At 50.6% G+C, this 25,656-nt stretch carries 27 protein-coding genes, 4 tRNA genes and 1 pseudogene; 21 read left to right on the forward strand and 11 right to left on the reverse strand.

Annotation, left to right across the window (positions count from 1 at the left end; translation table 11 throughout):
• Nucleotides 1–180 precede the first annotated feature (180 nt).
• From ispG to JOD24_RS04420, 3 genes are all read left to right on the forward strand, one after another.
• Nucleotides 181–1,278, forward strand: a complete 1,098-nt coding sequence (gene ispG / locus JOD24_RS04410; protein WP_380164189.1) for a flavodoxin-dependent (E)-4-hydroxy-3-methylbut-2-enyl-diphosphate synthase — start codon at nucleotides 181–183, stop codon at nucleotides 1,276–1,278.
• Between the two features lie 122 nt (nucleotides 1,279–1,400).
• Nucleotides 1,401–1,628 (forward strand): DUF378 domain-containing protein, encoded by a 228-nt coding sequence (locus tag JOD24_RS04415; protein WP_380164187.1) that lies wholly within the window; start codon nucleotides 1,401–1,403, stop codon nucleotides 1,626–1,628.
• A 120-nt stretch (nucleotides 1,629–1,748) separates the two neighbouring features.
• A complete protein-coding gene (locus JOD24_RS04420; protein ID WP_380164185.1) occupies nucleotides 1,749–2,462 on the forward strand; it encodes a gamma-glutamyl-gamma-aminobutyrate hydrolase family protein in 714 nt (237 codons plus the stop codon).
• A 16-nt stretch (nucleotides 2,463–2,478) separates the two neighbouring features.
• Here the strand turns inward: JOD24_RS04420 and JOD24_RS04425 are convergent, their stop codons facing one another.
• Together JOD24_RS04425 and JOD24_RS04430 are read right to left on the reverse strand one after the other, a co-directional pair.
• The gene (locus JOD24_RS04425; RefSeq protein WP_380164183.1) at nucleotides 2,479–3,495 is read right to left on the reverse strand and encodes a cytochrome d ubiquinol oxidase subunit II; all 1,017 of its coding nucleotides are present in this window, start codon (nucleotides 3,493–3,495) and stop codon (nucleotides 2,479–2,481) included.
• A 16-nt stretch (nucleotides 3,496–3,511) separates the two neighbouring features.
• Nucleotides 3,512–4,831 (reverse strand): cytochrome ubiquinol oxidase subunit I, encoded by a 1,320-nt coding sequence (locus JOD24_RS04430; RefSeq protein ID WP_380164181.1) that lies wholly within the window; start codon nucleotides 4,829–4,831, stop codon nucleotides 3,512–3,514.
• 381 nt (nucleotides 4,832–5,212) lie between these two features.
• On the opposite strand from JOD24_RS04430, the gene JOD24_RS04435 reads away from it, so the two are divergent.
• The 5 genes from JOD24_RS04435 (at nucleotide 5,213) to JOD24_RS04455 (ending at nucleotide 9,943) form a co-directional block, all read left to right on the forward strand.
• Entirely contained in the window at nucleotides 5,213–5,479 is a 267-nt protein-coding gene (locus tag JOD24_RS04435) for a DUF1294 domain-containing protein (RefSeq protein ID WP_380164247.1), read from the forward strand.
• Between the two features lie 65 nt (nucleotides 5,480–5,544).
• The gene (locus JOD24_RS04440) at nucleotides 5,545–6,645 is read left to right on the forward strand and encodes a VanW family protein (protein ID WP_429246415.1); all 1,101 of its coding nucleotides are present in this window, start codon (nucleotides 5,545–5,547) and stop codon (nucleotides 6,643–6,645) included.
• Between the two features lie 181 nt (nucleotides 6,646–6,826).
• Nucleotides 6,827–7,843 (forward strand): resuscitation-promoting factor, encoded by a 1,017-nt coding sequence (locus tag JOD24_RS04445; RefSeq protein ID WP_380164177.1) that lies wholly within the window; start codon nucleotides 6,827–6,829, stop codon nucleotides 7,841–7,843.
• A gap of 164 nt (nucleotides 7,844–8,007) precedes the next feature.
• A complete protein-coding gene (locus JOD24_RS04450) occupies nucleotides 8,008–9,513 on the forward strand; it encodes a YecA family protein (protein WP_429246416.1) in 1,506 nt (501 codons plus the stop codon).
• Nucleotides 9,514–9,733: 220 nt separating this feature from the next.
• The gene (locus tag JOD24_RS04455) at nucleotides 9,734–9,943 is read left to right on the forward strand and encodes a DUF948 domain-containing protein (protein WP_380164173.1); all 210 of its coding nucleotides are present in this window, start codon (nucleotides 9,734–9,736) and stop codon (nucleotides 9,941–9,943) included.
• Between the two features lie 280 nt (nucleotides 9,944–10,223).
• On the opposite strand, the gene JOD24_RS04460 is transcribed toward JOD24_RS04455, so the two are convergent.
• Nucleotides 10,224–10,580 carry a hypothetical protein gene (locus JOD24_RS04460; RefSeq protein ID WP_380164171.1) on the reverse strand — a complete coding sequence of 119 codons (357 nt, stop codon included), beginning with the start codon at nucleotides 10,578–10,580 and terminating at the stop codon, nucleotides 10,224–10,226.
• 185 nt (nucleotides 10,581–10,765) lie between these two features.
• Between JOD24_RS04460 and JOD24_RS04465 the strand changes: the two genes are divergently transcribed.
• Nucleotides 10,766–11,605 (forward strand): PHP domain-containing protein, encoded by an 840-nt coding sequence (locus tag JOD24_RS04465; protein WP_380164169.1) that lies wholly within the window; start codon nucleotides 10,766–10,768, stop codon nucleotides 11,603–11,605.
• Between the two features lie 12 nt (nucleotides 11,606–11,617).
• Here JOD24_RS04465 and JOD24_RS04470 read toward each other — a convergent pair whose 3' ends face one another.
• The gene (locus tag JOD24_RS04470; RefSeq protein WP_380164167.1) at nucleotides 11,618–12,055 is read right to left on the reverse strand and encodes a GNAT family N-acetyltransferase; all 438 of its coding nucleotides are present in this window, start codon (nucleotides 12,053–12,055) and stop codon (nucleotides 11,618–11,620) included.
• Nucleotides 12,056–12,081: 26 nt separating this feature from the next.
• On the reverse strand, nucleotides 12,082–12,591 hold the full coding sequence (locus JOD24_RS04475; protein ID WP_380164165.1) for a YjcG family protein: 510 nt from the start codon (nucleotides 12,589–12,591) through the stop codon (nucleotides 12,082–12,084).
• A gap of 192 nt (nucleotides 12,592–12,783) precedes the next feature.
• On the opposite strand from JOD24_RS04475, the gene JOD24_RS04480 reads away from it, so the two are divergent.
• The 6 genes from JOD24_RS04480 (at nucleotide 12,784) to JOD24_RS04505 (ending at nucleotide 14,199) form a co-directional block, all read left to right on the forward strand.
• The gene (locus tag JOD24_RS04480) at nucleotides 12,784–13,332 is read left to right on the forward strand and encodes a phosphatidylglycerophosphatase A family protein (RefSeq protein ID WP_380164163.1); all 549 of its coding nucleotides are present in this window, start codon (nucleotides 12,784–12,786) and stop codon (nucleotides 13,330–13,332) included.
• Between the two features lie 292 nt (nucleotides 13,333–13,624).
• Nucleotides 13,625–13,801, forward strand: a complete 177-nt coding sequence (locus JOD24_RS04485) for a hypothetical protein (protein WP_380164161.1) — start codon at nucleotides 13,625–13,627, stop codon at nucleotides 13,799–13,801.
• A gap of 60 nt (nucleotides 13,802–13,861) precedes the next feature.
• A tRNA-Met gene (locus JOD24_RS04490) sits at nucleotides 13,862–13,937 on the forward strand.
• 4 nt (nucleotides 13,938–13,941) lie between these two features.
• Nucleotides 13,942–14,018, forward strand: a tRNA-Asp gene (locus JOD24_RS04495).
• Between the two features lie 14 nt (nucleotides 14,019–14,032).
• Nucleotides 14,033–14,108 (forward strand) — tRNA-Ile (locus JOD24_RS04500).
• 16 nt (nucleotides 14,109–14,124) lie between these two features.
• A tRNA-Val gene (locus tag JOD24_RS04505) sits at nucleotides 14,125–14,199 on the forward strand.
• A 123-nt stretch (nucleotides 14,200–14,322) separates the two neighbouring features.
• Here JOD24_RS04505 and JOD24_RS04510 read toward each other — a convergent pair.
• From JOD24_RS04510 to JOD24_RS04525, 4 genes and pseudogenes are all read right to left on the reverse strand, one after another.
• Nucleotides 14,323–14,523 (reverse strand): annotated as a pseudogene (locus JOD24_RS04510) (Arm DNA-binding domain-containing protein); the annotation flags it as partial.
• 520 nt (nucleotides 14,524–15,043) lie between these two features.
• Entirely contained in the window at nucleotides 15,044–15,793 is a 750-nt protein-coding gene (locus tag JOD24_RS04515) for an amino acid ABC transporter ATP-binding protein (protein WP_380164157.1), read from the reverse strand.
• A 14-nt stretch (nucleotides 15,794–15,807) separates the two neighbouring features.
• On the reverse strand, nucleotides 15,808–16,491 hold the full coding sequence (locus JOD24_RS04520) for an amino acid ABC transporter permease (protein ID WP_380164245.1): 684 nt from the start codon (nucleotides 16,489–16,491) through the stop codon (nucleotides 15,808–15,810).
• A gap of 166 nt (nucleotides 16,492–16,657) precedes the next feature.
• Nucleotides 16,658–17,461, reverse strand: a complete 804-nt coding sequence (locus JOD24_RS04525) for a transporter substrate-binding domain-containing protein (RefSeq protein ID WP_380164155.1) — start codon at nucleotides 17,459–17,461, stop codon at nucleotides 16,658–16,660.
• A gap of 764 nt (nucleotides 17,462–18,225) precedes the next feature.
• On the opposite strand from JOD24_RS04525, the gene JOD24_RS04530 reads away from it, so the two are divergent.
• Nucleotides 18,226–18,756: a phosphatase PAP2 family protein gene (locus tag JOD24_RS04530; protein ID WP_380164153.1), complete on the forward strand. Its 531-nt coding sequence runs from the start codon at nucleotides 18,226–18,228 to the stop codon at nucleotides 18,754–18,756.
• Nucleotides 18,757–18,758: 2 nt separating this feature from the next.
• Here the strand turns inward: JOD24_RS04530 and dinB are convergent, their stop codons facing one another.
• The gene (gene dinB / locus JOD24_RS04535; protein WP_380164151.1) at nucleotides 18,759–19,979 is read right to left on the reverse strand and encodes a DNA polymerase IV; all 1,221 of its coding nucleotides are present in this window, start codon (nucleotides 19,977–19,979) and stop codon (nucleotides 18,759–18,761) included.
• Nucleotides 19,980–20,098: 119 nt separating this feature from the next.
• On the reverse strand, nucleotides 20,099–20,515 hold the full coding sequence (locus tag JOD24_RS04540; protein ID WP_380164149.1) for a DUF1885 family protein: 417 nt from the start codon (nucleotides 20,513–20,515) through the stop codon (nucleotides 20,099–20,101).
• 286 nt (nucleotides 20,516–20,801) lie between these two features.
• Here JOD24_RS04540 and JOD24_RS04545 point away from each other — a divergent pair, with 286 nt between their 5' ends.
• The 5 genes from JOD24_RS04545 to JOD24_RS04565 all read left to right on the forward strand — a co-directional run bounded on the left by JOD24_RS04545 (nucleotide 20,802) and on the right by JOD24_RS04565 (nucleotide 25,654).
• Nucleotides 20,802–21,242 carry a hypothetical protein gene (locus tag JOD24_RS04545; protein ID WP_380164147.1) on the forward strand — a complete coding sequence of 147 codons (441 nt, stop codon included), beginning with the start codon at nucleotides 20,802–20,804 and terminating at the stop codon, nucleotides 21,240–21,242.
• Between the two features lie 242 nt (nucleotides 21,243–21,484).
• Nucleotides 21,485–21,604, forward strand: coding sequence for a GapA-binding peptide SR1P (locus JOD24_RS04550; protein ID WP_380164145.1), 120 nt, complete (start codon nucleotides 21,485–21,487; stop codon nucleotides 21,602–21,604).
• A 144-nt stretch (nucleotides 21,605–21,748) separates the two neighbouring features.
• On the forward strand, nucleotides 21,749–22,789 hold the full coding sequence (locus JOD24_RS04555) for an extracellular solute-binding protein (RefSeq protein ID WP_380164143.1): 1,041 nt from the start codon (nucleotides 21,749–21,751) through the stop codon (nucleotides 22,787–22,789).
• Between the two features lie 10 nt (nucleotides 22,790–22,799).
• Nucleotides 22,800–23,939 carry an ABC transporter ATP-binding protein gene (locus JOD24_RS04560; protein WP_429246417.1) on the forward strand — a complete coding sequence of 380 codons (1,140 nt, stop codon included), beginning with the start codon at nucleotides 22,800–22,802 and terminating at the stop codon, nucleotides 23,937–23,939.
• An 11-nt stretch (nucleotides 23,940–23,950) separates the two neighbouring features.
• On the forward strand, nucleotides 23,951–25,654 hold the full coding sequence (locus JOD24_RS04565; RefSeq protein ID WP_429246418.1) for an ABC transporter permease: 1,704 nt from the start codon (nucleotides 23,951–23,953) through the stop codon (nucleotides 25,652–25,654).
• Nucleotides 25,655–25,656 lie beyond the last annotated feature (2 nt).

Consider the following 25,656-nt stretch of genomic DNA (forward strand, 5'->3'; position numbering starts at 1 on the left):
CACTGCAAAGTTCAGAGTGTGAGCGTCCAACCTGGATTACAACTGGTTTACCAAGGTGAAATCCCTCCTTAAAAAATGCCATTCGGGAGTCAAAGGTGTATTTGGCTCCTTTTTTGCATTTCCGAAATGATATATAATATACGGAGTCTTAGTTTTTATGTATTCAAAGGGGCGATATAGATGTTTCATCGCACGCAAACCCGACCGGTGAAAGTCGGGGATATCCAGATCGGCGGTAACGATCGGGTGGTCATCCAGAGCATGACCACTACAAAAACACATGATGTCAAAGCCACGGTGGATGAAATCGACCGTTTGGAAGAAGCCGGGTGCCAGATCGTACGGGTTGCCTGTCCGGACATGCGTGCAGCGGAAGCGATTCCGGAGATTAAAAAACAGGTGAATGTCCCTCTGGTAGCCGATATTCACTTTGACTACCGTCTCGCTTTGAAGGCGATTGAGGGCGGGATCGACAAGATCCGGATCAATCCCGGTAACATCGGGCGACGGGAAAAAGTAGAGGCAGTGGTGAAAGCGGCCAAGGAACGGGGAATTCCGATTCGGATCGGAGTGAATGCGGGTTCCCTGGAAAAACGGATTTTGGAGAAATATGGCTATCCCACCGCCGAGGGCATGGTGGAAAGTGCCTTGTACCATATCGGCATCTTGGAGGACCTCGATTTTCATGATATCGTCGTCTCTCTGAAAGCTTCGGATGTTTCATTGGCCATCGAAGCCTACACTAAAGCAGCGGAACAAATCAAATACCCCCTCCACTTGGGGATTACCGAGTCTGGCACGCTCTTCTCCGGAACCATCAAAAGCTCCGCTGGGATGGGCGCCATTCTGTCCAAGGGAATCGGGAATACCATGCGGATCAGCCTGAGTGCGGACCCTGTGGAGGAAATCAAGGTGGCTCGCGAGCTACTGAAAGACTTTGGCCTAGCGGATAATGCTGCCACTCTGATTTCCTGTCCCACTTGTGGACGGATCGAGATTGATCTGATCAAAATCGCCAATGAAGTTGAGGAGTATATTTCCAAGATCAAGGCGCCGATCAAAGTATCTGTTCTGGGGTGTGCCGTCAACGGACCCGGGGAAGCCAAAGAGGCGGACATCGGGATTGCCGGGGGACGGGGAGAAGGACTTCTGTTCCGTCATGGGAAGACCATCCGTAAAGTACCAGAAGATCAGATGGTGGAAGAATTGAAAAAGGAAATTGACAAACTGGCCGAGGAGCATCGTCAGAAACAAGAGAAGGAAAAACAACAGGCCTAATGTATCATCTGTAAACCGGCTCCGGAAGGGGGCCGGTTTCTTTCATTCATAAATAGCAACCTTTTGCGGCAAAATGAGGATACCATATGAATCCGTGACAGGATCAGAAGGAGGGGTGCAGAATGAGTGGTTTTTCGCGATTCGCTTTGATCTTGGTTATTGTCGGAGCTTTAGACTGGCTGTTAGTCGGTCTGTTTCAGTGGGACCTGGTATCAGCCCTCTTTGGAGGCGATGCTACCCGCGAATCCTCCGGATTTAGCCGGGTCATCTATTCCTTGGTTGGATTGGCGGGGATCTACTCCATCCGGTTTCTGTTTAACGACCGGGTTTCAGCCGGGGATACCCACTAAAATAACGAATTAAGCAGCGTCGGAAAGCGATCCTCCAGATAGCCTTCCGACGCTTTTTTCTGTGCTGTGATACAATAAGCGGCGAATCACTTTTCAGAATAGGAAGAACGGGGGAGGTACATGAAACCGGTCATTGGGATGACGTTGTCCATGAATGAGAACCGTTTAACATTATCTCGAGATAACGCCGACGCGGTATTGACTGCGGGAGGAATCCCGTTTTTGCTTCCTTATGCTACGGAAACGGATGTTTTGGACGGAATGGTTCAACAGATCGACGGGTTGCTGTTGACTGGGGGAGACGACATCGATCCTTCCTTGTTTGGCGAAGAACCGTTGCCTGGCTTGGGTGAGGTGGAGCCGGAACGGGATCGCATGGAGATCGCTCTCGTCCGTAAGATGGTGCACGCAGGGAAACCGGTTTTGGCCATTTGTAGAGGTTGCCAAATCCTCTGTATTGCGCTGGGAGGAGATATGTACCAGGACCTGTACAGTCAGCGGAAGGATTCGATTCAGCATGTTCAGCGGGGGCCCCGGGGGTACCTGTCCCATAGTGTTTCAATTCAGGAGGGCACCTGGCTGTCACAAATCGCCGGAGAGGACCGGATCCGGGTCAACAGTTATCATCACCAAGCGGTCCGGCGTCTTCCTGAAGGATATATTCCATCGGCGATTGCTCCAGACGGAGTGATTGAGGCCTTTGAGGGAGACGGTCCCACCTGGGTCATGGGAGTGCAATGGCATCCGGAAAACCTGTTTCGCACCGACAGGGTTTCCCGACGTTTGTTTCATACTTTGGTGGATCATGCCCGCAATAAAACAACTGCACGGTAAACCGTGCAGTTGTTTTTCATTTTTCTCCACGGACGTAGCGAGCGTTGAAGAGAAACAGACGCATCAGCAAGATGAGAGAGGGCACCAGGAGGAACAGACCAGCGATAAAGGAGATCACCAGCGCCCAGCCCATCTGCGGTTGGGTCAAGCCGGACTGCAGAGTGATATAAGGATACAACAGATAGGGTAAATGGGAAGCGCCGTACCCGAAAAAGGCGAAGGCGAACTGTAGCATCACCAGAATAAATGCCCAACCAGGGGCTTTTCGCCACCAAGTGAGATAGACTGCCCCCAGAAAGCAGGCGAAGGAGAGCAAAAACATCCAGGCCAAGTCCACCATGTTTTGAAAATGAACCAGGTTGTGACGGGATAAGGCCAGGAATACCCAGAGACTGGCCAGGATCGTCGGTCCGCTCCAAAAGAGGGAGTACTTTCGCAGCAGTTCGTATGCTTTTTCATCTTTCGCTTTGCGGGCGTAAAAGACGAGAAAACTGGCACTGATGTATAGCACACTGACCAAGGCGAGGAAAACCACCGCCCAGGAGTAAGGACTGGTGAATAACGCCTGAGGAAGGAATTCCACATAACCTGCGGCGGTTTCCCGGATAAATCCACCTTCGGAGATCGTCAAGACCGTGGATAGAGCAGCAGGGATAAACAAGCCCGTCATTCCATAGAGGAACAGGTAGATGCGACTTTTTCGCGCGCCATAATTGGCAAAGGCGTAAAAAGACCCCCGGATGGTCAACAGCAGAAGAGCTATACCCCCGGGAATCAACAGAGCCGTCCCGAAGTAGTAGGCCGTATCCGGGAAAAATCCGACAATCCCCACAAAGAAAAAGACCAAGAACACATTGGTCACTTCCCAAACTGGAGAGAGATAGCGATCAATCACCTGGCTGATGACATGTTCCTGCCGTGTCAATAGGCTGTAATAGGAGAAAAAACCGGCACCAAAATCGATGGAGGCTACGATCAGATATCCATACAGAAAGGTCCAGAGAACCGTGATGCCGATCCATTCCAAACTCACGGAGATCCCTCCTTTCTCACAAGATGATCCGGCGCTGTTCCAGTTCTTTTTCCGGTTGGTGATGTCGGAACAAGCGAATCAAGACGGTGCAGGCGATGGTTCCGAGTGCAACGTACACCAGGGAAAACACGCCTAGGATCCATCCGACATCATTGGACGTGGTAGCGGCCTGATCGACGCGCATCATCCCTCGGATGATCCAAGGTTGACGTCCCACCTCGGCGTAGATCCAACCCAATTCGATGGCCAGGAAAGAGAGGGGAGCACCCACTACGATTCCCCAGAGAATCCACCTGTTCCAGAGGTTTTTCTTTCTCCACCAAGCGAACAGGAACAGGGCGGAGATCAGGATCAGATAGATTCCAATCCCCACCATTCCGTCAAACAGGTAGTGAAGATAAAGTGGTGGACGCTCATCCGGTGGAAACTCATTCAGCCCGATAATTTCCCCATCAGGGGAACCTTTCCCAAGGATACTGAGTGCGAAGGGAATCTGAATCGCCCCTTTGACCTCATGGTTTTCAGTAAGATATCCTCCCAGGATAAGGGGAGCCTCCCGCTGGGTTTCAAAATGCCACTCCGCTGCGGCTAGTTTTTCCGGTACATGCTCGGCAAGGAATTTTCCCGAGAGATCCCCGGCAACCGCAGTGCCCAGGGCAAGGATCAGACCGGCGATCATGGTCATTTTCAACGCTTTTTTATAGTAGATATGGTTCCTTCCCTTCAGTAGGAACCAAGCTGCAATTCCACCGAGCAGGAAGGCGCAGGTTACATAGGCAGAGGAGAGAACATGAGCCACTTTGCTTGGGGTGGCCGGATTGAACATAGCTTCCAGGGGACGGAGATCGACCAATTTTCCCTGTTGGATTGAAAATCCTGCCGGCGTGTTCATAAATGCATTGACCGTCGTGATAAAAACCGCCGACAGCGATGAACCAATGATAATCGGAATCGAGGTCAGCCAATGAAGAACCGGTTTGAGTCGATCCCAGGTATAGAGATAAATACCGAGGAAAATCGCTTCAAAGAAAAAAGCGAAGGTCTCCAGGAACAAGGGCAGACTGATCAGATTGCCTGCCAGTTGCATAAAGCGGGGCCACAAAAGACTGAGCATCAATCCGATACATGTTCCGGTCACTACCCCGACAGCGACCGTGATCACAAATCCCCGCGTCCAACGCCGGGCCAGCAAGATATAATGGGAATCCTTCTTCCAAATTCCCCAGCCTTCCGCCAGGGAGATAAAAATCGGCACGCCGACGCCGATCGTAGCCCAAATTATATGGAAAGCGAGAGTTTCAGCAGTCAGGATTCGGCTTAAAACCGTAGGTTCCATTCGAATTCGCCTCCCGTTCCAGGGGTTGTCTCCATAACTGGTTCTCTCTTTTCACATCGTCTCAGAATGACCCAACAGGCTCCAGATTTGCGGATTTTCCCCTTTAGGGTAGCATACCCGAATGTACATGGGAATTTGTTCGCAAAACGGTCTTTTCGCCAATCCCTCACAAATCGGATGAAAAATTGCCTTATAGTTGCCATAAAATCATCGCCCCATGGAGTAGCGGATGATTCCCTTACAATGGCAGGAATTCTAGCTCCGGGGAATGTGAAACACCATTCCGACCGGTCGGGCCCCGGCATAGAAAACTACGCTTATGAAAAATCGGAAAGAAGATGTATGGAGATTTTTTAATGGATCGGATACGCTGAGTTTATGATGTGGATCCTTATTTATCTGTTGGTAATCAATGGGGTGGCCTTTGCATGGATGGGGTCGGATAAAGCCCGGGCCAAGAAAGGCAGGTGGCGAATCCCGGAACGACGTTTGTTTATGAGCGGATTTTTGGGCGGTGGACTCGGCCTTTGGGTGGGAATGAAAACATTTCGACATAAGACCATGCACTCTACTTTTCGCTACGGTGTTCCCTTGCTCATCCTTTGGAATGGGATCGCCGGGATTGTTCTCGTCGGCTTATTTGGATAATTGTTTGAAGTTCCCAGTGTGTTGCCTCTTCCCCCTGACAAAGACTAGAGACGGGGGGTGAGAGCTTGAAGACGATTGGATTTTGGCTTTCTGTACTCTTGTTTATCTGCGGATGTGTGCCGGGAGAAGTGTCCCAGAAACCGGCTTCGAAACCAAAGGAAGAGGCCCCAGGTCATGCAGATGTGAAAGCCCGAAATCAGACCAAATCGCTTTTCATCGTGAAGTATGAAGGGAAAGAGTGGAGATTGGATCTCAGTCAAGCGGGATTTGATGGGATCGATCCCACCACCTTGGACCGGGATGCCTTCCACCATTGGTTTTCACAAGTGGAAAAAGAGATTAACCGTGAACCGAAATCCGCCTACTTCCGGGACCGGCAATTGGTGCCGCACCAAAATGGCCGCAAAGTGGATCGGGCGGAGGTGAACCATTGGCTGGACGGGATTCACCATTATCTTAACCGCCCTTTGACAGTTCCCGTACAGATCTGGAGCCCGCCCATCACCACGGAAACCTTGAAAAGGATCAAGGAGAAGCACCTAGCTTCTTACTCCACGGTATATAATCCGCATAATGCGAATCGATCTCAGAATATCTTACTGTCTGTGCGGGCGATCGACCATCAGGTGGTCAATGTCGGAGAAGTGTTTTCCTTTAACCGGACAGTGGGGATTCGTTCCGGCTCCCGAGGATACCGCCCAGCTAAGATCATCGTCCGGGGAGAGTATACGGAAGGAGTGGGTGGTGGGATCTGTCAAACTTCGTCCACGTTATTTAACAGCGTGGAGAGAGCGGGCTTGCATGTGGTACAGCGAGTAAGCCACAGCAAGCAGGTGACTTATGTGCCGGCGGGCCGGGATGCGACAGTTTCATGGGGCGGACCTGATTTTCAGTTTCAAAATCAGCTGAACAGACCGATTCTGATTCAAGCAACCGCTCGAAATGGTCGTCTCACGGTGGATATTTATGGGTCCTCCGCAATCCGCCACCATCCAAAAGCGACACGGGAGGCGCCCAAGACGATGCCCAAGACAGAAAAAGTACCTACACCCAGTGAAAAACTTCCCTTAGATGAAAATGTGAAGAAGTTTCAAAGAGAGCCGTTGCCGCCTGACCAGATCTCCGGAGATCCGGAGCCGACGGATGCCGGCGGGAGAGTGGAATAAATCCGCTCTCCTCTTTCATGTCCATGGGGCAGATCCGGAAAGTGAAGTCATAAGATAGATGGAGGCTTTGTTTGAATCATTTAACAAATTGGACACATTTTGAAATTTCCTGATTTGTGGACATTTCCTGGTACTCTGTTATAATATAACCGTCTTTTTACCAGTAGGAAGGAGGTATTGAATGAAGAAATCCCTGATCATTTCTCTCGGGGTTGCCGCTGTCCTGCTGTTGTCCGGTACGTTCGTCGGTTATGCGATGATGAACAAAGAGATCACCGTCACCTTCAGTGACCAGGATAAAAAAATCAAAACCGACGTCCTCAGTGGAACATTGGCGGAGGCTTTGGCCGATGAAGGTTATGATCCCGCCAAACTCAAAAAGCAATATAAGCCTGATCACCCCTGGGATCAGCCGATCGAAAAGGATTCCAAAGTTCACCTGACCTGTAATTGTAAGGTCTCTCTGAAGGTGGGTGGGAAAGACCCGGTCAAGACCCGAACGTTGCAACCCACTGTCGGAGATTTTCTCAAGGAACAAAAAGTGAAAACGGAAAAAAGCGATCAAATGAATGCCGCATTGGATCAAAAAATTAACAATGATATGATGATTGTGATCGACAAAATCGAAAAACAGGTCAAGAAAAAGGTAGAAACGACGGATTATCCAGTCAAAAAAGAAAAGGATCCTGATTTGCCCAAGGGTGAAAAAAAGGTGACCCAAAAAGGGGAAAAGGGAAAAGTCATCTATGAAGTGACCGCCTTGTATAAAAATGGAAAGGCCATGGTGACGGATCAGAAGAAAGTGGATGAGGTTAAACCTGTGGCTGAGATTGTGAAGGTGGGCTCCGGCGAAGAGACTAAGGAGGAAGAAAAGGAAGACACGGATCTGGCTTCTTCCTCTTCTGGGTCCCGAATTGCCGGTCTAAAATACAAAAAAAGCCTCTCCATGCAGGCCACGGGATACACTCACACCGGAAGTCCTACTGCGACAGGTGCGATGCCTCATCGAGGAACCGTTGCTGTCGATACTAGTGTCATCCCACTCGGTACCAAGCTCTACATACCAGGCTACGGTCAGGCTGTGGCGCAGGATACCGGTGGGGCCGTGAACGGAAATATCATCGATCTTTTCTTCGAGACCCGCCAGGAAGCGATTCAGTGGGGGCGGAGAGGTGTAACCGTTTATATCCTCGAATAAAAGTGGAATCATTTTCCCCGTGGTACTTTACACCACGGGTTTTTTCTATTTATGATAAGAGTAGGTTGCGAAGTGGGAATTGGCTCAGTCTTTTCCAAATATTTTTGTTTTTTGATGGGGAATTGAGATATACTGGAGAAAAGGATTATACGGGATGTGTCAATATGCCTGTAACTGCTGGTAGAAATGATCCTTGTCCCTGTGGTAGCGGAAAAAAATACAAAAAGTGCTGTGAACGGGTGGTGGCTTTCAAGTCAGCGGAGTTTCTACGGGAAGAGCGGGAGCGGAAATTGAAAACCCGGTTGGTCTCTTGGCTTAACAAATGGTTTCAAGAGAATTGTATGAGGGAAATCGACGAGAAGTGGTCCGTCACCTTTAAAAAATGTCTCCAGTTGCCGGTAGAACATCCGATCCCGTCCAAGTTGGCCTACACCTATCGTTTTTGGATGCTGTTTGATGCGACTTGTTTTCGGGGAGAAAGACCCGTGGAATATTGGAGGAGAACCTTGGTCGGTTCCTCATCGCAATCGGAGCGAATCGCCGAAGAATTGGCGGGGGTTCATCTGTGCTGTTACGAAGTGGTTCGCGTGAACGGTGAGGAGGTGATCCTCCGTTCGTTATTGACGGAAGACCAGGAGTTTTCTATCCGTCTGGTGGAGCCGGTTCGTGTAGGCATGTTGATGTTTGCTCGACTCTCCCGCTTGGTCAATCGGTACGAGCTGTTTGGCCCTTATACATCTTTTGGGGTGGAGATGAAGGGGGAGATCGATATGTATTTAAAAAATCAAGTACAGCCCAGTGAGGGCTTACAGCGGGAATATTGGCATCAACATGGACTGCATGTTCTCGGGTGGATGATGCAACGAGCCCGGGAGATGGAACAGTCGGAAAAGGCAGCGGAAGATCTTCCCGATCCCGTCAGTGAGGAAGGTTGGGGAGAAACAACACAAGAGAAGGAAATGTCCGAAATGGGTGCACTGCCTGTTGAGAAGAAACGGTTCAACCCACCGGTTTTGCCAGAGGAAGAGATAGGTCTTCCCGATATCGTGGAACAGCAGTTGAACTTGTTTTTCTCCAACTATGTGGAGAAATTCCAGGAGAAGACCCAAAGTTTCTATCTGCATTCCCTCGAACTCTTTAAAAAGTATGTTGCCACCTATTTTGGCAAGCGGTTTACCTGGCCCATGTTGAGTGGGGATGTCTTGTCCCATTTCTTCGGGGTCTGGTACGTGGATACCGGCGAAGGTGGACCGATTAAATCAAGAATCTTCCTGAATACATTAAAGGGACTGTTTCGCTGGATTCAGGAAGAGGCGATCAGTGATGTGTATCCTGCTTTTGCTCCGGTGTATCGGGAGTCGATCCGAAATCTCCCGCTTTCTTATGAGGCCTATCGCTGGTTGCGGGAAAACGGGGTGGCCGAAGCCCCTGGTTCCAAACAGTTGACAGGCACAGTTCAAATGGCTGTTTCCGGGGCAGAAGCCCGCTTGAGAATTGCGGATCAGTGGCTTCCCCTTCATATGAACGGTCGGGGGGTTCCTCCGACTTGGCTGGATCATCGTTTCTGGGTGCGTGGAACCGTTGCTTTTCATGGGGAAAGATGTAGTTTCCATTCTGTGGAATCTGTCTATCCACACCTTCAGGAGATTTATGAACCCGAATTGCTTTGAAGGACTCGCCGTTTCCCATGGCGAGTTTTTTTTCGTATTCTGAAGCGTACGGGTGTTCGTTTGTCTTATTCTGCATAGGAATCTAGGAGTCCTGCCTTGTTCTCCTTTTTTGCATAAAAAAGTTACTCTACGTTTAAACCACCATAAACAGGAATTATAATGCCTTTTGACAAGTGTGATACTAAAAGGGCACTCAACCACTTGTAGGGGGGCGTTTGCTATGTTCGGCTTGTTTAACTTCAATAAAGAAGAACCCAAGGAAAAAGAGCATGACCGGAAAGATGTTTCCTCCGATGAGCGAAAACTTCGGGAAACGATGAACGAGGTGGCGTCTGAATTGGGTGTTTCCACAGACGAAACTAAACAGTCATCGCAAAATGCTAATGAACTGGGTGAACAAGTTAAGAAAGAATTGAAAAAACGCACCTGAAACGACTGTTGAGTGTGGCGGGCACCCTGTGGGTGTCCGCACCTTTTTCTAAGGCGTGTGCAGTCTTTTTGTTTCATGTAAAGAAAAAAAGAGGCCTGTGTGGCTGACAACGCAAGAGTGTTGCGTCAGACCCACAGGACACAAGTCGAGCCGATCTCCCCCGGAATGTAAAACTCAACCCCGGCCGGCCGCGTCTAAGAGATGGAATCACAACGATATAGGTTTTTTTGGAATGAGATCGGTGACGGTCACACAGGCGTGGCTCCCAGTAAGAGGTGGATCAGACCTCCTTCCCGGGATCGCTGGAATTGAGATAAGAGAAAACTTCCGCTAGTTGATGGTCTGCTGCTTTCACCACATGGTCTGGGATAGGAGAATGGCCTGATTTTACCGAGGGATACCCTCTACATCGATCAATGACAGGCTTCCCTAGGCGAAGTCGAGAAATATCTGGATCTGGAGAAGGATAGGTGGGAATCCGGAGGCGAAATTTCTGTCCGGAAAGTGGATCGCGAAGGTGAAGATCATAGACAGGGGGTTGTCCGCTACGCCGGACAAATCCCCCGGAGCGCAGCGTGCGATCAATTTGATCGCGAGTGTACACCAATCCCATGATTCGTTTCATCCTTTGGCCCAAAGTGAAACCTCCTCACAAGATGGTTTGCGTTCCTATCCTTCATTGCGCAAGCAAAGGGTGTTTCTGAAAAAGGGATACTTCCATGTTATGAACGAAGGGTGGCACGGTATGAATCATTCCGGGTTTTCCTCGCTTTTCTGGAGAGTGTGGTATGCTTTGAAAGGAAGGGAAAGGAGTGGAGCCCATTGAGTCGTTTGGATCTGCATGTACATACCACAGCATCCGATGGAATGTTTTCACCGGTTGAAGTGGTCAAAAGGGCGAAAGCGAAGGGACTCCTGGGAATTGCCATCACAGATCATGATACGGTGGCCGGTGTCGAAGAAGCCCGACAGTGCGGGGAAGAATCGGGGCTGGTTGTAATTCCGGGAGTCGAGATCAGTACGGTCGCCAACGGACAGGATATCCATGTACTCGGATATTTTGTGGATCTTACTGATGAATCGTTTCAGGAGAGGCTACAGGAACAACGGGAAGCGAGGAAAAGACGGAACCACCAGCTTCTGGACAGACTGACGAACCTGGGAATCCAAATTACCATGGAGGAAGTGGAGGCCCGAAAACCGGACAAAGTAAATATCGGTCGCCCGCATATTGCGGAAGTGCTGGTGGAAAAAGGCGTTGTTCAGAACATGAATGAAGCTTTTGCAAAGTATCTGGGCAAAGACGGGGCGGCATATGTCACCACCCCTCGGATCTCTCCGGAGGAAGCGCTAATCTTAATCCGCCAGGCCGGTGGAGTCCCTGTTTTGGCCCATCCTGGCTTATACGACGATGATGAATTAGTGTGGAAACTCGCCCAAAATGATCTCGCAGGGATCGAAGTGAACCATCCAGACCATGATGAGAAGATGAGAATCAGGTATAGGGAAATGGTCCGTCAGTGTGGGCTCTTGGCGACTGCCGGGTCGGATTTTCACGGGGAACGCCAGGGTTCCATGTATCATGCTGACTTGGGAACCTGCACCACCGATCGGGAAACGGTCAATGCTTTGGAAAAGGCCGCCAGGTCCGCAAGAACATAAGGGAAGCCGATCCTAGGAAAGGATCGGCTTCTCCATTTTTCGATGTTGAATCCCCGCATCCATAAAGGGTTCCCCCGTCACTTGGTAGCCCAATTTACAGTAAAAAGGAAGAGCTTGGATTTGGGCGTGAAGCTGGATCAGGGTCACCCCGTGATTGGCGGCGAATTCCTCTATGGCTTGCATCAGAGCACGACCCATTCCGGTCTTTCGCTGCGAGGGCAGAACCGCCACCCGCTCCACCTTTCCGATGCTATCGGCAAGAAAGCGCAAGCGAGCGGCACCTGCAGGTTTTCCGGCAGATCGAGCCAGAAAATGAGTCGCTGTCTCCTCCCAATCGTCAATTTCCAAGGAAAGGGGGACCTTTTGTTCTTCCACAAACACTTGGAATCGAATGGACATGACTTGGTCCAGTTCGTTTTGGTTTGTAACCGTTTTAATTTCGAAGCTCATGAAAAACCTCCGGATAACTGTTCGGATTATCCTTGGAGCAGGAAAGATTGATAGAGCGTCCAGGAGCCGTTTTCCAGCTGATACATTAAGTGAAAACGATCGATCCAGCTGTTCATGTCCACAGATAACATCCGCAGGCTACCATAAACATCCAGTAGTTCGTCTTGGGGAAGTTTCTGACCGATGGTGATGTGAGGGATGAATTTATATCCGCTTTCGTGATGAAGTTGGCCGCGATTGATTTTTTCATGAAGGCGGTTGATTTCATCCGCATTTTCCACAGCCATGTACACGACGTTGTTCGTGGGGTGGAAACTGCCGATTTTATGAAAATGAATATTGAAGGGGGCTGTCTCCTGTGCTACTTGCTCTAGGTGCTCCACGGCTTGGGGGAGCATCTTTTCATCCAAATGAAAGGATTCCTTAAGGGTGATATGGGGCGGTATCAATGTGTAGTTGGGGTCGTACCGTTTACGGTAGGAGTTTGCGAAGTCCTGTATCACTTTTCCCGGAAAAGTGGCGATCCCGAATTTCATCGCATTACCTCCTTTGTTGGGAATAAGAGTAGTCGGAACCGATTCGCCAAGTGCAATCCTTGGGCAGTGGAAAGGGTTACCTTTCATTATACCCTCTAGTGAACAACCGATAAAGTCAAAAGATAAGAACCTGCAAGAAGAATTGTGATAAGATGGAAAGGTGGCTTTTACGTGGAAGAGGAGGAACCGATGATGAATAGGCGTGTTCACAGTAAAGTGGTGAAGGATTCTGCACTGGAACGCTTGCAGGACCGTGGGGTCACCTTGGAAGGGATCGCCGAGATTGTTTATCAAATGCAATCCCCCTATTCCGATCACCTCACCATGGACAGCTGTGTGGAAAGTGTAACTGCTGTTTTGGATAAACGGGAGATTCAGCATGCCATTTTGGTCGGAGTGGAGCTGGATCAGTTAGCAGAGAAAAATCAGTTGTCCGAACCCCTCCTGTCCATCGTGAGAGAGGATGAAGGATTGTTCGGCTGTGACGAGACACTGGCTCTTGGATCGGTGTTTGGATACGGGAGCATTGCTGTCACCACTTTTGGGTATTTGGATAAACACAAAATCGGGGTTATAAAAAACTTGGATACTCAAAACGACGGTCTCGTTCATACCTTTTTGGATGATCTGGTAGCGAGCATCGCTGCATCGGCTTCCAGTCGTCTAGCTCACCGGATCCGGGATGAAGAGGAGGCGGCAGAAGCCGGAGAAGCCGATGTACCCAATCAACATGCTGGCTGAGATAACTTTCTTCTGTGTCTGAATTCGGGAGGGGATGGTTTTTGGACAAAAAAAAGGGGCTGTGGGAACAGCCCCCATTCAGAGGAGGGAACATCTGTCCAAAGCAGGTCAGATGGTTGAACTGACAATCCAATGGGATTGTCAATTTATTTTATGACCGGAAGGAACCGAAGGAATCGGCTGGTAGCAAAAATGTACGATTGCCCTCCAAGCATGAATCCCTCGGTTTTCAGACAAACTATCCCCTGATGCAATTTCCCATGCGGAGACTGAAATAAGGGGGATTGACCACATGACATGCTGGATTTATTGGGCCAAATTGTATGAAACACGCTTTCAGGCCCGTTGTCTGGCTACACGGATGCAGGAAGACTGGTGGATCTATGGATATGACAGTCCAGCTGAAGTGGAAGTCTTTCAATCTAAGAAGGGGCGTTATGGAGTTCGATACATTTGGAGACGTTCCTGAAAAAACTTTGGATAACCCCTTGCCATGACTTCTATAATGTAGTATAGTATTATTTGTCGCCGCGGGGTGGAGCAGTCGGTAGCTCGTCGGGCTCATAACCCGAAGGTCGCAGGTTCAAGTCCTGCCCCCGCAACCATTATGGAGCTGTGGTGAAGTTGGAGTTCACGCCGGCCTGTCACGCCGGAGGTCGCGGGTTCGAGTCCCGTCAGCTCCGCCATCTTATTTTTTTTAGGGCCTATAGCTCAGCTGGTAGAGCAGTCGGCTCATAACCGATCGGTCACAGGTTCGAGTCCTGTTGGGCCCACCAGAGCCATGACTTCTTCGGGCAGTTAGCTCAGGGGGAGAGCGCTACCTTGACACGGTAGAGGTCACTGGTTCGATCCCAGTACTGCCCACCACTGAAACCCTTGAATTCTCAAGGGTTTTTATTTTTTTGTCTTTGTGGGCGTTGACCACAAAAAACTCTTTTGTCAGCTGACTTAAATTGATGTGCTTATCGATCACAATCTGATGGGTATCCAGGTATCCCTCATGGTTTGTTTTGCGGAGGAGTTGATCCATTTCTGGAGGTATTCACCCAGTGTGGATTTGCTAGGTACCACATACTCACCTTTGTTCAGCTCGATCAACTCCGTACAGGCTTCCTCGGCTGCCTTTTTGGTCTTAAATCCTCCCTTTGTCTTTTGCTTCCGCTTCCCCTGGGCATCCTTTCCGATATCCAGTGTAAAGGACCACGTCTTCCTTTGAGTAACCTTTCATTGTACCTCCCCGACTTTCCGTTTCAATTTCCTGACTTCATCGATCAGGGGGTGAATATTTCCTCAGATTTCCGCCACATCTTCCTTTGCGGCCATTTCCTTTCAGATGGAGTGAGCCTCTTCTCGTACAGCCTTTATTTCTGCGCCATGTTCGTCCAATCGCCTCAGAATTGCCTGCAGTAGGCCTTTGATTTCCTCGCTCATTCGGGTTCCTCCTTCTCAATTATCGCTTGTACTAGTCCATTGATTCCTTCCAACAAACCGTTGGTCATCTTCGTTGATTAACCAGAAAATGGGTGGCGGAAGGGAGTCGTGTGCTGCCAAAGCGACCTTTGCGCCATGGGCACTACAATATGAAATTAAGGATGCGCCATGGGCACTACAATATGAAATTAAGGATGCGCCACAGGCTATTTGTTCGAAAATCAAAAAAGAAGCCAGAACGAGGATGAACAGGCTTCTTTTTTATAAAATATGATCAGGGTCAACTTGTCTCGGTCAGCAGTTTGGCCAGGAACAGCCGGGTCCGTTTGTGACTGGGGTTGGAGAAGATCTGGGCCGGATCTCCTGACTCGACGATGGAGCCTTCATCCATGAAGATCACTTGATCAGCCACATCCCGGGCGAAAGCCATCTCGTGTGTGACGATCACCATCGTCTGGTTTTCCCTGGCCAACTCTTTCATGGTGGCCAGGACTTCACCAATCAGTTCTGGATCGAGGGCGGAAGTAGGTTCATCGAAGAGGAGCACCTCCGGTGCCATGCCGAGGGCACGGGCGATGGCGACCCGTTGTTGCTGACCGCCGGAGAGTTGGGAGGGATACGTGTTTTCCTTGTCGGCGAGACCCACTTTGGCCAGAAGCTCCCTCCCCCGCTCCCGCGTGCGGGCTTTCTCTTCCCTCTTCACCACCAGGGGTCCCTCCATCACGTTTTCCAGTGCGGTTTTGTGGGGGAAGAGGTTGAAACTTTGGAAGACCATCCCCGTCTTGCCACGTAGGGCACGGATCTCTTTTTCCCTGGGTTTCTTCTCTCCGAAGGTGACGGTTGTATCCCCGATGGAAACCGTTCCCGAAGTGGGGGTTTCCAGCAGGTTGATGCAGCGGAGAAGGGTGGATTTACCGGAACCGCTGGGACCGATGATGCAGAGGACTTTTCCCGTCTCCACCTGTAGATCAATTCCCTTCAACACTTGCAACTCTCCATATTGTTTGTTCAAATCGTGAATGGTGATCATGGGTTCACCTCCATTTAGACGGCAAAACGGCCGAATCTTTTTTCCAGTTTTTCCTGCAACACGTTGAGCAGGGTGCAGATGATCCAATAGATGGCGGCCACCAGGATATACATGGTCATGGGATCAAAACTGCGCCCGCCGACAATCTTCGCTTGGTACATCATCTCCGGTACGGTGATCACCGAGAGCAGGGCCGTGTCCTTCACCAAACTGAGAAAGGTGTTGGCCAACGGCGGCAGTGCCACCCGGACGGATTGGGGGAGGATGATCCGGCGCATCGTCTGCCAATGAGTCATGTTCATCGATTTGGCCGCTTCCCACTGCCCCCGGGGGATGGACAGGATCGCGGCACGGATGGTTTCCGCGGAGTATCCGCCCACGTTGAGAGAGAGACCGATGATTGCGGCGGTAATGGCGGACAACCGGATTCCCACCACCGGCAAGCCCAGGTACAAGATGGATAGCTGAACCAGGAGAGGGGTCCCTCGAATGATAGAGATATAGAACCGGGCCGGCCACCGGAACCACACCCGCTTTGACATCCGTCCCATGGCGGTGATCAGCCCGAGGATCAGTCCGATGATCATGGTGATGAAACTGAGGGAAATGGTGTATCCGATTCCTTCCAGCACAAACGGCAAGGATTCCGCTGCCAGTTGCGGATTGAAGAGTTTATCCCATTCAATATCCGTCATGATGCTTTCCAACCTTTCGCCGGTGTGATTTTGCATGGAGAAAGTCTATGGTCCGATGCCATCGATGGGAGAATCCCTATGTGGACGGGATCTGACCCTCTTGTCGAGTTTGTTCACCTGGGACCTTATACGAAAAAAACCTCCGCCATTTCGGAGGATTTTTGCCAATTCACGGTCTGGAGACATCTTCCTCAAACCATTTTTCGGAGATCTTGGTGAGGGTGCCGTCTTTGCGCATCTCGTCCAGTGCTTTGTCGATTTCCTGGAGTAGTTCTTTGTTCCCCTTGGGCACCGGGAAGGCACTTTCCGATTTTTCCATCGGCTTGCCCACGGTTTTCAGCGGCAGGTCGACTGTTTTCATCATCTCGGCAATGGCCAGGCGGTCATTGAAGCTCAGATCGGCCCGTTTGGCGGCCACATCCCGCATCGCCGTCATCATGTCCTCGTAGGAGACGATTTCCGCCCCGGCGTCCTGAGCCATTTGTCCATAGTTGCTGGTCGGGGTCTGGGCGGCCCGTTTTCCTTTGACATCAGCGATGTCCCGGATCTCTTTATTGTCTTGATGGACTACGATCGTGGCGTAGGAGATGGAATAGGGTTGGCTGAAGTCAAACTTTTTCTTCCGTTCCTCTTTGATTCCTACCTCGTTGGCCACCAGATCGAAACGGCCGGTGGACAGACCTGTCAGCATGGAATCCCAGGAGGTTTCCACGAATTTTGCTTTGACGCCCATCCGTTTGGCCACTTCCCGGGCCACATCCACATCGTAGCCGGTCAGTTTGTTACTCTTCTCTTCCCGAAAGGAGAAGGGCTTGTAGTTGCCTTCGGTTCCGATGCGGATTTCACCACGCTTCTTTATATCAGCGAGAAGATGGTCTGTGTCATCCTCGTTTTGCTGTCCGCCTCCACTACTGCAAGCGCCGGTCACCAGCAATGGAATCACTGACAGTACTGCGATCAACCACCGTTTCATCCGACTTCCTCCTATTAATTCATAGTTAATAGATGTGTTTTGCTGAAATTAATCTTTTTCCATCATAGTCGAGGTCCCGATTCCTGTCAACGAACAGCCTTTGATCGATTCTCCATCGGCCACCGCTAATGCTATCTCCTTTAATCTATGAGAAAGTTGTTGGCACATACTCATCAACACGCGTGAATCAACATATGTTATGTCAGAGAACGAATAGTGATAACTAAGTGCAAACAGGGCTGTTGATTAACCAGAAAATGGGCAGCGGAAGGGAGTCGTGTGCTGCCAAAGCGACCTTTGCCATCCTACCCAGCGGAGAATCTGGAGGGAGGGCGTTTAGGGGCAACCTCTTCCTTGTGTTGCTTCCGTAAGGCTTTGCCCCTGCCCGATCGGAAGATTTGGAGCGGCCAGTTTTCACTTCCTTGCCGGATGGCAACAGTCGCGTGGGTGAACACGATCTCCCTACCTAAAATATGGCTAATCAACACGCCTGAAGTGCAAACAATATGAATGGATTTTTTGTGAATAGTGGGACATATGGTAGCGGTGGTTAACCCTTGATAAAGTGCATAACAGAACAGTGGACTAAAATGGTATGGAGTGATCTGAGGTCACTAATTGGACTACTCACCAAGCGGGCACGGGGAGCCGTGCCTGCTTGGTGTGTCGCTTTTTTTGGACTGTGATAAAATGGGGGATACAGGTGAAAGGGAGATTCTTCTTTTTCTTTTCCTGAAAACATCTGTGGGGGAGAGAGAGGAGCTATGAAGCGGCTGGCGGCACGGTTACAAAGTGTGGACCATCGTTTTGTTTGTTATGTAAACCAGCAGTGGAAGTGCAGATTTTTGGACTGGCTGATGTCTCGGGTGACTCATCTGGGAGGAGCGGGATTCACCTTGAGCTTCCTCTTAGTATGGTTCATCTTTCAAACGCCTCCAGTTCGAAATTGGGCATTGGAGGGGCTGGTTTCCCTGGTTTCCAGCCACCTGGGAGTCCAAGTGGGCAAACATTGCTGGCAACGGTTGCGGCCTTATCTTCAGTACTCTGACCTCCGAGTAGTCTCCCATCCTCTGCAAGATTACTCATTTCCCTCTGGCCATACTGCGGCGGCTTTTTCCCTTGCGCTGATCTGGATTTTTCATCTTCCCTGGCTTTTCGTCCTCCTCTTCCCCTTGGCGCTGGCCGTCGGATTGTCCCGGATCTACCTGGGCTTGCACTATCCGACGGATGTGATCGTGGGCGGATGGCTGGGAACGGTGTTTGCTATGGGAACTCACTACTTGTTTGTATGGTAGGGCTACATCAGATGACCGCCGATCTTGCCGGAACGATCTGCAAATACACTGGCTCCAGACAGGGAGCGGGCCAGGAAGATACTGCGAGTGCCGAATTTTTCCCGAATCTCGTCCACAGCCTCTGCCAGTTGTTGCTCTTTTTCCTTCTCTTCGAACAGAGTGAGCTGAATCCCTCGGTCGGGTAGCAGATTGCTGAGAGTGATCCCGACCAGGCGGACGGGTTGTCCGGTCCAGTGACGGTGGAAGAGCTCCATCGCTGTGTGGAATAGCGGACGCCCGAGGTTGGAAGGGTCGGGCATGGTGAGAGAGCGGTGAATCGATCGAAAATCGGATCCTTTGAGGGTTAAGGAAAGAGTTCTTCCTGTATATCCGGCTTTTCGGGTTCGTCCGGCCACTTCTTCCGCCAGCTCCCGAAGGACCAGACGAAGTTCCCCTTCTTCCGTGTAGTCTCGGGGGAGAGTAAATTGATGCCCGATGGATTTGCTTCCGTCGAGGGAGGTAGGATCCACCGGACTGTGATCGATGCCATGGGCGGATTGGTGAAGCACGCGGCCAATCACACCGAACCGATGGTGAAGCAGATCGGGGTCGGCTCGGGCCAGGTCGCCGATGGTCCGGATTCCCATCCGGTGAAAATGGCTTTCCATCCGTCTTCCCACCCCGAACAGCTCAATAACGGGAAGAGGCCAGAGGCGTTTGGGAACATCCTGTGGGGTTAACAGGGTTAACCCTCGGGGTTTTTTCAGGTCGGCAGCCATTTTGGCGAGCAGTTTATTGGGGCCGATGCCGATGGAACAGTGGATGCCTGTTTCAGAGTGGATGCGGTGCTGAATTCTCCGGGCGGCTGTGAGTCCGTCCCCGAAGAGGGCTTCGCAACCGGTCATCTCGACAAAGGCTTCGTCGATGGAGAAGGGCTCCACCTGGGGGGAGAATTGTTTCAGAATATCGATGATCCGCACGGACACCTGAACATAGGTGGACATCTGGGGGCGGACACACCGGGCGGTAGGACACAGTTCTTTTGCCTGGGAGACCGGCATGCCCGTTTTTACACCCAGGGCTTTAGCCTCATAAGAAGCGGCTAGTACAATGCCGTGGCGACGTTCGGGATCTCCGCAGACAATAACCGCCTGCTCCCGCAGTGCCGGGTCCAGAGCCTGTTCCACACTGGCATAGAAAGCGTTCATGTCCGCCAATAGCACAATTCGTTCCCCTTTTCCCACCTGAATCCCTCCTTGCGATTCAAAAGTTCACGAACTTGTGTTCCTATCCTTAGGATATCCTTCCGCGACTGAAATGAAAAGAGGGAAAAAATGAAAACACCATCCCTTTGCGGATGGTGTTACGTTTTGCGTGGATGAGAATACATGATACGTCCGTTGAACAGTTGCAGTTCGGCTGCAAATGATTTGGCCAGAAAACGGCAAAATTCATTGGCTTTGGCGTGATCTCCGTGTGTGGCCCCATCGGGAAGCACCAGCTGAATAGAGGGAGGGCTTGCTGGGTCCTCTTCTTTGCCGGGGTCTATCCCGATCAAGAGATATTTGTACAAGTGGGACTCCTTTCCTCTCAGCAGAAGCCAGTGATTGCCGTCGGAAGTGGTCTTTTCCTCTACGGAGTAGGGGAAGGCGGCGGAAGCATAATCCCAACCCAGTTGTTCTCCTGTACGAGAGGTGCCATCGATGAGAAGATCCAGTTTTTCTTTCACCTCATTCAGGCTGACGGGTTGGGCCAGCTTGATGTAAGCACTTTTGCTCAAGTGTTCACCCTCCTGAAAAATACATTGAGGTTCTGACAAAAGAGAGACACCTATATGTTAGCATGTTTGAGAAGCAATGGACAGAAGGATTGAAATATTGGCTCCTTTGCAAACGGAATTTAATATTTTTTCCATATGAAATATTTATATAAAAAGAGAGGGAAAGGGGGAGGGTACGTTGAAATGTTATCTCGGAGCGGGATGCTTTGATAAGAAAAGTGTGTTGAGTGAGGAAAACAGTTATGCTAAGCTGTAGTTTACTCCAATAATGGGGGATGGATCGGAAATGCGGAAAGCAGATCTTCTGGACGAAATCCGGGCGGAGATCGGTGTGGTATCGGATCGGCTGGGAGGATCCATCGAACGATTGTATCGGTTTGTACCGCAGGTTCTGTATGAAAAGGTGTCTGCCTATCGTTATGCCGGGGTATACCTGGTATCCGGATATCGGTTCGTGGAGTTTTACAGTGCTGGTTTTTGCTCCCTCCTGCCGGCAGTCTCTTTTGGTTGCGGCCTCCACAGTGTGGCGGCGGCCAGAGGGAGTGTAGTACGTGAACAGACGGGAGATCAGGTGGAGGTTTATGTTCCTTTCTATCGGGGGCATCACCTGATCGGAGAACTGGTTGTTGTGGGCATGTCGGTTCGAAGTGTAGATGAGGAAGATATCGCTCTTTTTTGTGAGATTGCTTCTCTCCTAGAAACCAAGGTGGAAGAGTGTAATTCCTGATCCTTGCCAAGAGAAGGCGCAGAGAAGGGATCCTTTTAATGTAAAATTTCGAATTATGGGAATGAACTGCGAGGACTGAGATCGGCCGGCGAGGGAGCCGGATTTTTTTATTGCCAAGAGAAACCAGAGATCACAGGTTGACGTTAATTGTATATCCTAATATAATAAATGTGACATATTATTTGAGGCCAAGGCGCTTTAATTCAGGCTGAATCCGCTTTTCAAGGGGGATGTCAAATCTGATGGAAGCAATCATATGTCAAACCTGTGATGGAATCATCACCTATGTAGATAGTGAAAAAAGCGGAACCCTGTACGGAACTTGTCCGGGTTGCACCGAATCGACCTCTGACGAAGAATAAAGAGCTGATAGATCGCCGCGGTATCTGCCGCGGCTTTTTTTGTGTGCCTGTGCAAGTCATAAACCACGGGAGTCGATCATCAAATAAAGATAAGGGCAAGCTTCGGTTTGTCTTGAAAAAAGTGGGTTACGGAGGGGCAGTCACATGAAAAAAAGAAGAGGATGGAGTCTCGTCGGGATCCCGCTCCTGGTGTCTGTCATCAGTCTGGTGGGATGTGCAGGGGATACAGGAGCAGGAGCTGGAGGAGCTGAGGGGAAGATCACTTTATATTCTCCAGAGACGCCGGATATGTCCAAGGAGATCGGTCAAGCTTACGAAAAGGCGAACCCGGGCTCTAAAGTGGATGTGCAATACGGTGGTACCAATGTGATTGTAAACCGGCTCATTGCAGAAAAAGATCGTCCCATGGGAGATCTCTGGTACGGCGGGGGGGGATTTCTACCTTTTGAAACAGCCAAAGGAAAAGGGATTGTCACCTCTTACAAACCCGACTTCGCCAAGGATTGGCCGGTGGAGAAAAACGGTATCAGACTCCGGGATAAAGATTGGAAATGGGTAGGTACTGAGATATTCGTTCTGGGATTTATCTACAACACGGATCAGGTGAAAAAAGATGAAGTTCCCCGTACGTGGGATGACCTGCTGGATCCCCGCTGGAAAGGGAAGTTTCAAATGCCTAATCCTGCCGCTTCCGGCACAGCCACATTGACAGTGATGAGCCAGATGATGGAAATGGGTGAGGAAAAAGGGTGGCAATATTTCGATAAATTGGTGGATCAGGCCAACGCTTTTCCTGATTCGGGCTTAGCTCCCTCGCAGGCAGTAGCCAAAGGGGAGGCGGAGATCGGAGTTGCCTTTGACTTTATGGCCTATGAAATGAAGGCCCGAGGAGAAAAAGTGGATTTTGTGGTTCCGGAGAAGACGCCGATTCTGGTCAATCCCGTCACCCTGGTGAAGGATGGACCCAATCCCGAGGGTGGAAAAGCGATGATCGATTACCTTTTGTCTAAAGAAGGGCAGGAGGTGCTTGCTAAATGGTACCATATTCCGATCCGGGAGGATGTTAAATCCCAGACTCCCCTCACCTTGAAAAAGGTGATCCCCCACGCGCAAAAATTGGATGTGGATTGGGCAGTGAAGAATTACGACCGGATCCGGAACGAGTGGCGTAAAAAATTTGAGTGAGGGGTGCCCCATGGAGTTTGTGTCCATTCAAAAGTTAAATAAGAGCTACACCGGGGTCAACGCGCTAGAGGATGTCAATCTGGAGATCCGGGAAGGCGAGTTGTTCGCCCTCCTGGGCCCCTCGGGATGTGGAAAAACGACGACGATGCGTTGTATCGCCGGTTTTGAAGAACCTTCTTCCGGAACGATTTGGATTGGCGGGAAAGATATCCGGGGGGTCCCGGCTCATCGGCGGAACTGTGGCATGGTTTTTCAGAGCTATGCCTTGTTTCCCCATCTAACCGTGTTTGAAAATGTAGCTTATCCCCTGAATCTGCGGCGATTTTACCGGGAGGGCCCTTGGACAAAACTACGGATTTTGACAAGGATGATCAGTCGCAGATTGACACGGATTCCGTCGCAGATCAGCGAAAAAGTGGAGGAGACCCTGGAGATGGTAGAACTGCATCACCTGCAAGATCGCCTGCCGAATCAATTGTCCGGGGGACAACAACAGCGGGTGGCACTGGCTCGAGCCATCATCATGGAACCTTCTCTGTTGCTCATGGATGAACCCTTGTCCAATTTGGATAAGAAGCTGAGGGGGAGCATGCGAAAACTGATCTGCAATATCCAAAGGAAATTGGGAATTACGACGATTTTTGTCACCCATGATCAAGAGGAAGCGATGAGCATGGCGGATCGGATTGCAGTCATGAAGGAAGGGAGGGTGGTACAGACGGATACCCCTTCTCGCCTGTATAGTCAGCCGGCCACCACTTATGTAGCTGATTTTGTAGGCTCCTCCAACCTGTTTCAGGCCCAAGTGAAAATGGAGGAAGCAGACCAAAGCCGGATTCTCTCCATCGGCCCCGGACTGGATCTGGTAAGTGCCCTCACTCCCGAAGGGGAGACAGCGGAGGTGCTGATCCGACCGGAAAGTCTGTCTGTTTTTCCACGGGAGGAGCAGCTCCCGGCACCGGAGTCTCCCAACTGTTGGCCAGCACAGGTGATTCGCTCTACCTATCTCGGCCCCAAGGTTCGCTATGAAGTGGATGCAAAAGGAATTCTTTTCAAGGTGGATGTGGTGTACACCGATGAGAAAACGCTTCTGGGTGAGGGGGATCCGGTTTGGGTCACCTTGGAGCCGGAGCAGGTGGTGGTTTTGTGAGAGGGGGAAACGTGAGCGAGAAGATTAAAAAATGGAGCGGTCTGGGGATTTTGAAACTACTCATCCTCCTGTTTTTTATAATTTTCCTGATCCTCCCCTTGGTTTCCATCCTGTTGGTCAGTTTTGTCGGGGAACCGATCAATCTTCCGGGAAGTCTGGTGGATTCTCAGATCCGGACGTCGACCCTGGAGAAACTCACCAGCTTTTCCCTGGCAGGGTATCGGGAATTTTGGCAAGATTCCCGCTATCTGTCCGCACTCCTAAACAGCCTCCAGTTGGCCACAGGGGTTGCGGTGTGTGTGACATTGTTGTGTCTGCCGATGGCCTATGCCTTTGCTCGCACGGATATGCCCTTTAAGAAAACCTTTGCTGCGCTGGCCACGGTTCCTTTGGTGATGCCGACGTTCATTTCCTCCTATGCATTTATGCTGATGTTCGGACAGACGGGGTGGGTAAATCATCTGTGGCGAGCTTTGGGGGGAGAGGGAGTCCTGTTTGAGGTCCAATCGATGCTGGGGATTATCTTGGTTCAGGTTTTCTTTTTCTTTCCTTATGCCCTGTGGCCGATGGTAGCCGCTTTTCGTGCCAGTGATTCCGCTCTGGAAGAGGCTTCTCGCAACTTGGGGGCAAAAGGGGGAGTCACCTTCCTCGGGGTGACCCTTCCCTTGGCGGGTCCAGGGATTTTATCCAGTATGTTGCTGGTGTTCACCATCAGCTTCTCCGACTTTGGTACCCCGATTATCTTGGCTCCCAAGAACCTGAATTTGATTGTCGTCGAGGCTTACCGGGAGATTGCTGGCTTTTTCAATTGGTCGGGGTCCGCCATCTTGACCGTGGTGATGGTGGGAGTGGCTGCCCTTTTCTTCTGGTTACAACGGTGGGTGATTCGTGGGAAGGAGTACGGGACCATCTCGGGAAAACCGACGGGTTCTGGGAGGATGAAAGGAAAGGGACTAAATAGGGTTCTCTCTTTATACAGCCTGCTCGTTCTACTGGTTCCTCTGTTGGCGATGGGGTCGATCTTTCTTTCTTCCATCGCCACTACCTGGGGACACCATGCACTGCCTGACGGCTACACAGTGAAGCACTATGTCACCCTCTTCAGCACCTCTTACGGAAATATATTCAACAGTCTGATCCTGGCCACGGGGGCTTTGATACTCAGTGTGATAATCGCAGTATTTGTCTCCTGGTTTGTGGTGCGGAGGGGATCGGTCTCCCTGGATTGGCTTTCGTCGATTCCGCTCGTGGTACCGGGAATTGCACTGGGGATCGCCTTGATCCAAACCTTTAACACACCACCGTTGCAATTAACGGGGACGGCGATGTTGTTGATAGTCGCCTATACGATTCGACGAATGCCTTATATGATTCGCTCCACGATGGGGACGATGATGGCGATCCGGCGCGATGTGGAGGAGGCATCGGTCAGTCTCGGAGCTTCTCCTTTCATGACCATGATCACTGTGATCGGACCTTTGATGTTGCCAGGGATTATTGCCGGTGGGATCTTGGTTTTTGTAACGGTGATCAAGGAGACCAGCATCTCTATCCTGATGGCACCGACAGACTGGGCACCGATGAGTTTGGCTGTTTTTCAGAACTTGCTGCGCGGGGAGTTTTACATGGCTTCTGCTATGTCCATCGTGATCATCGTTCTGGTCATCTTCCTGCAAAATTTCGCCGAAAAGCTGACGCGGGACCAACTTTACTGAGG

Origin of the sequence: Kroppenstedtia sanguinis, from assembly GCF_050433445.1 — a bacterium.
GTDB lineage: Bacteria > Bacillota > Bacilli > Thermoactinomycetales > DSM-45169 > Kroppenstedtia > Kroppenstedtia sanguinis.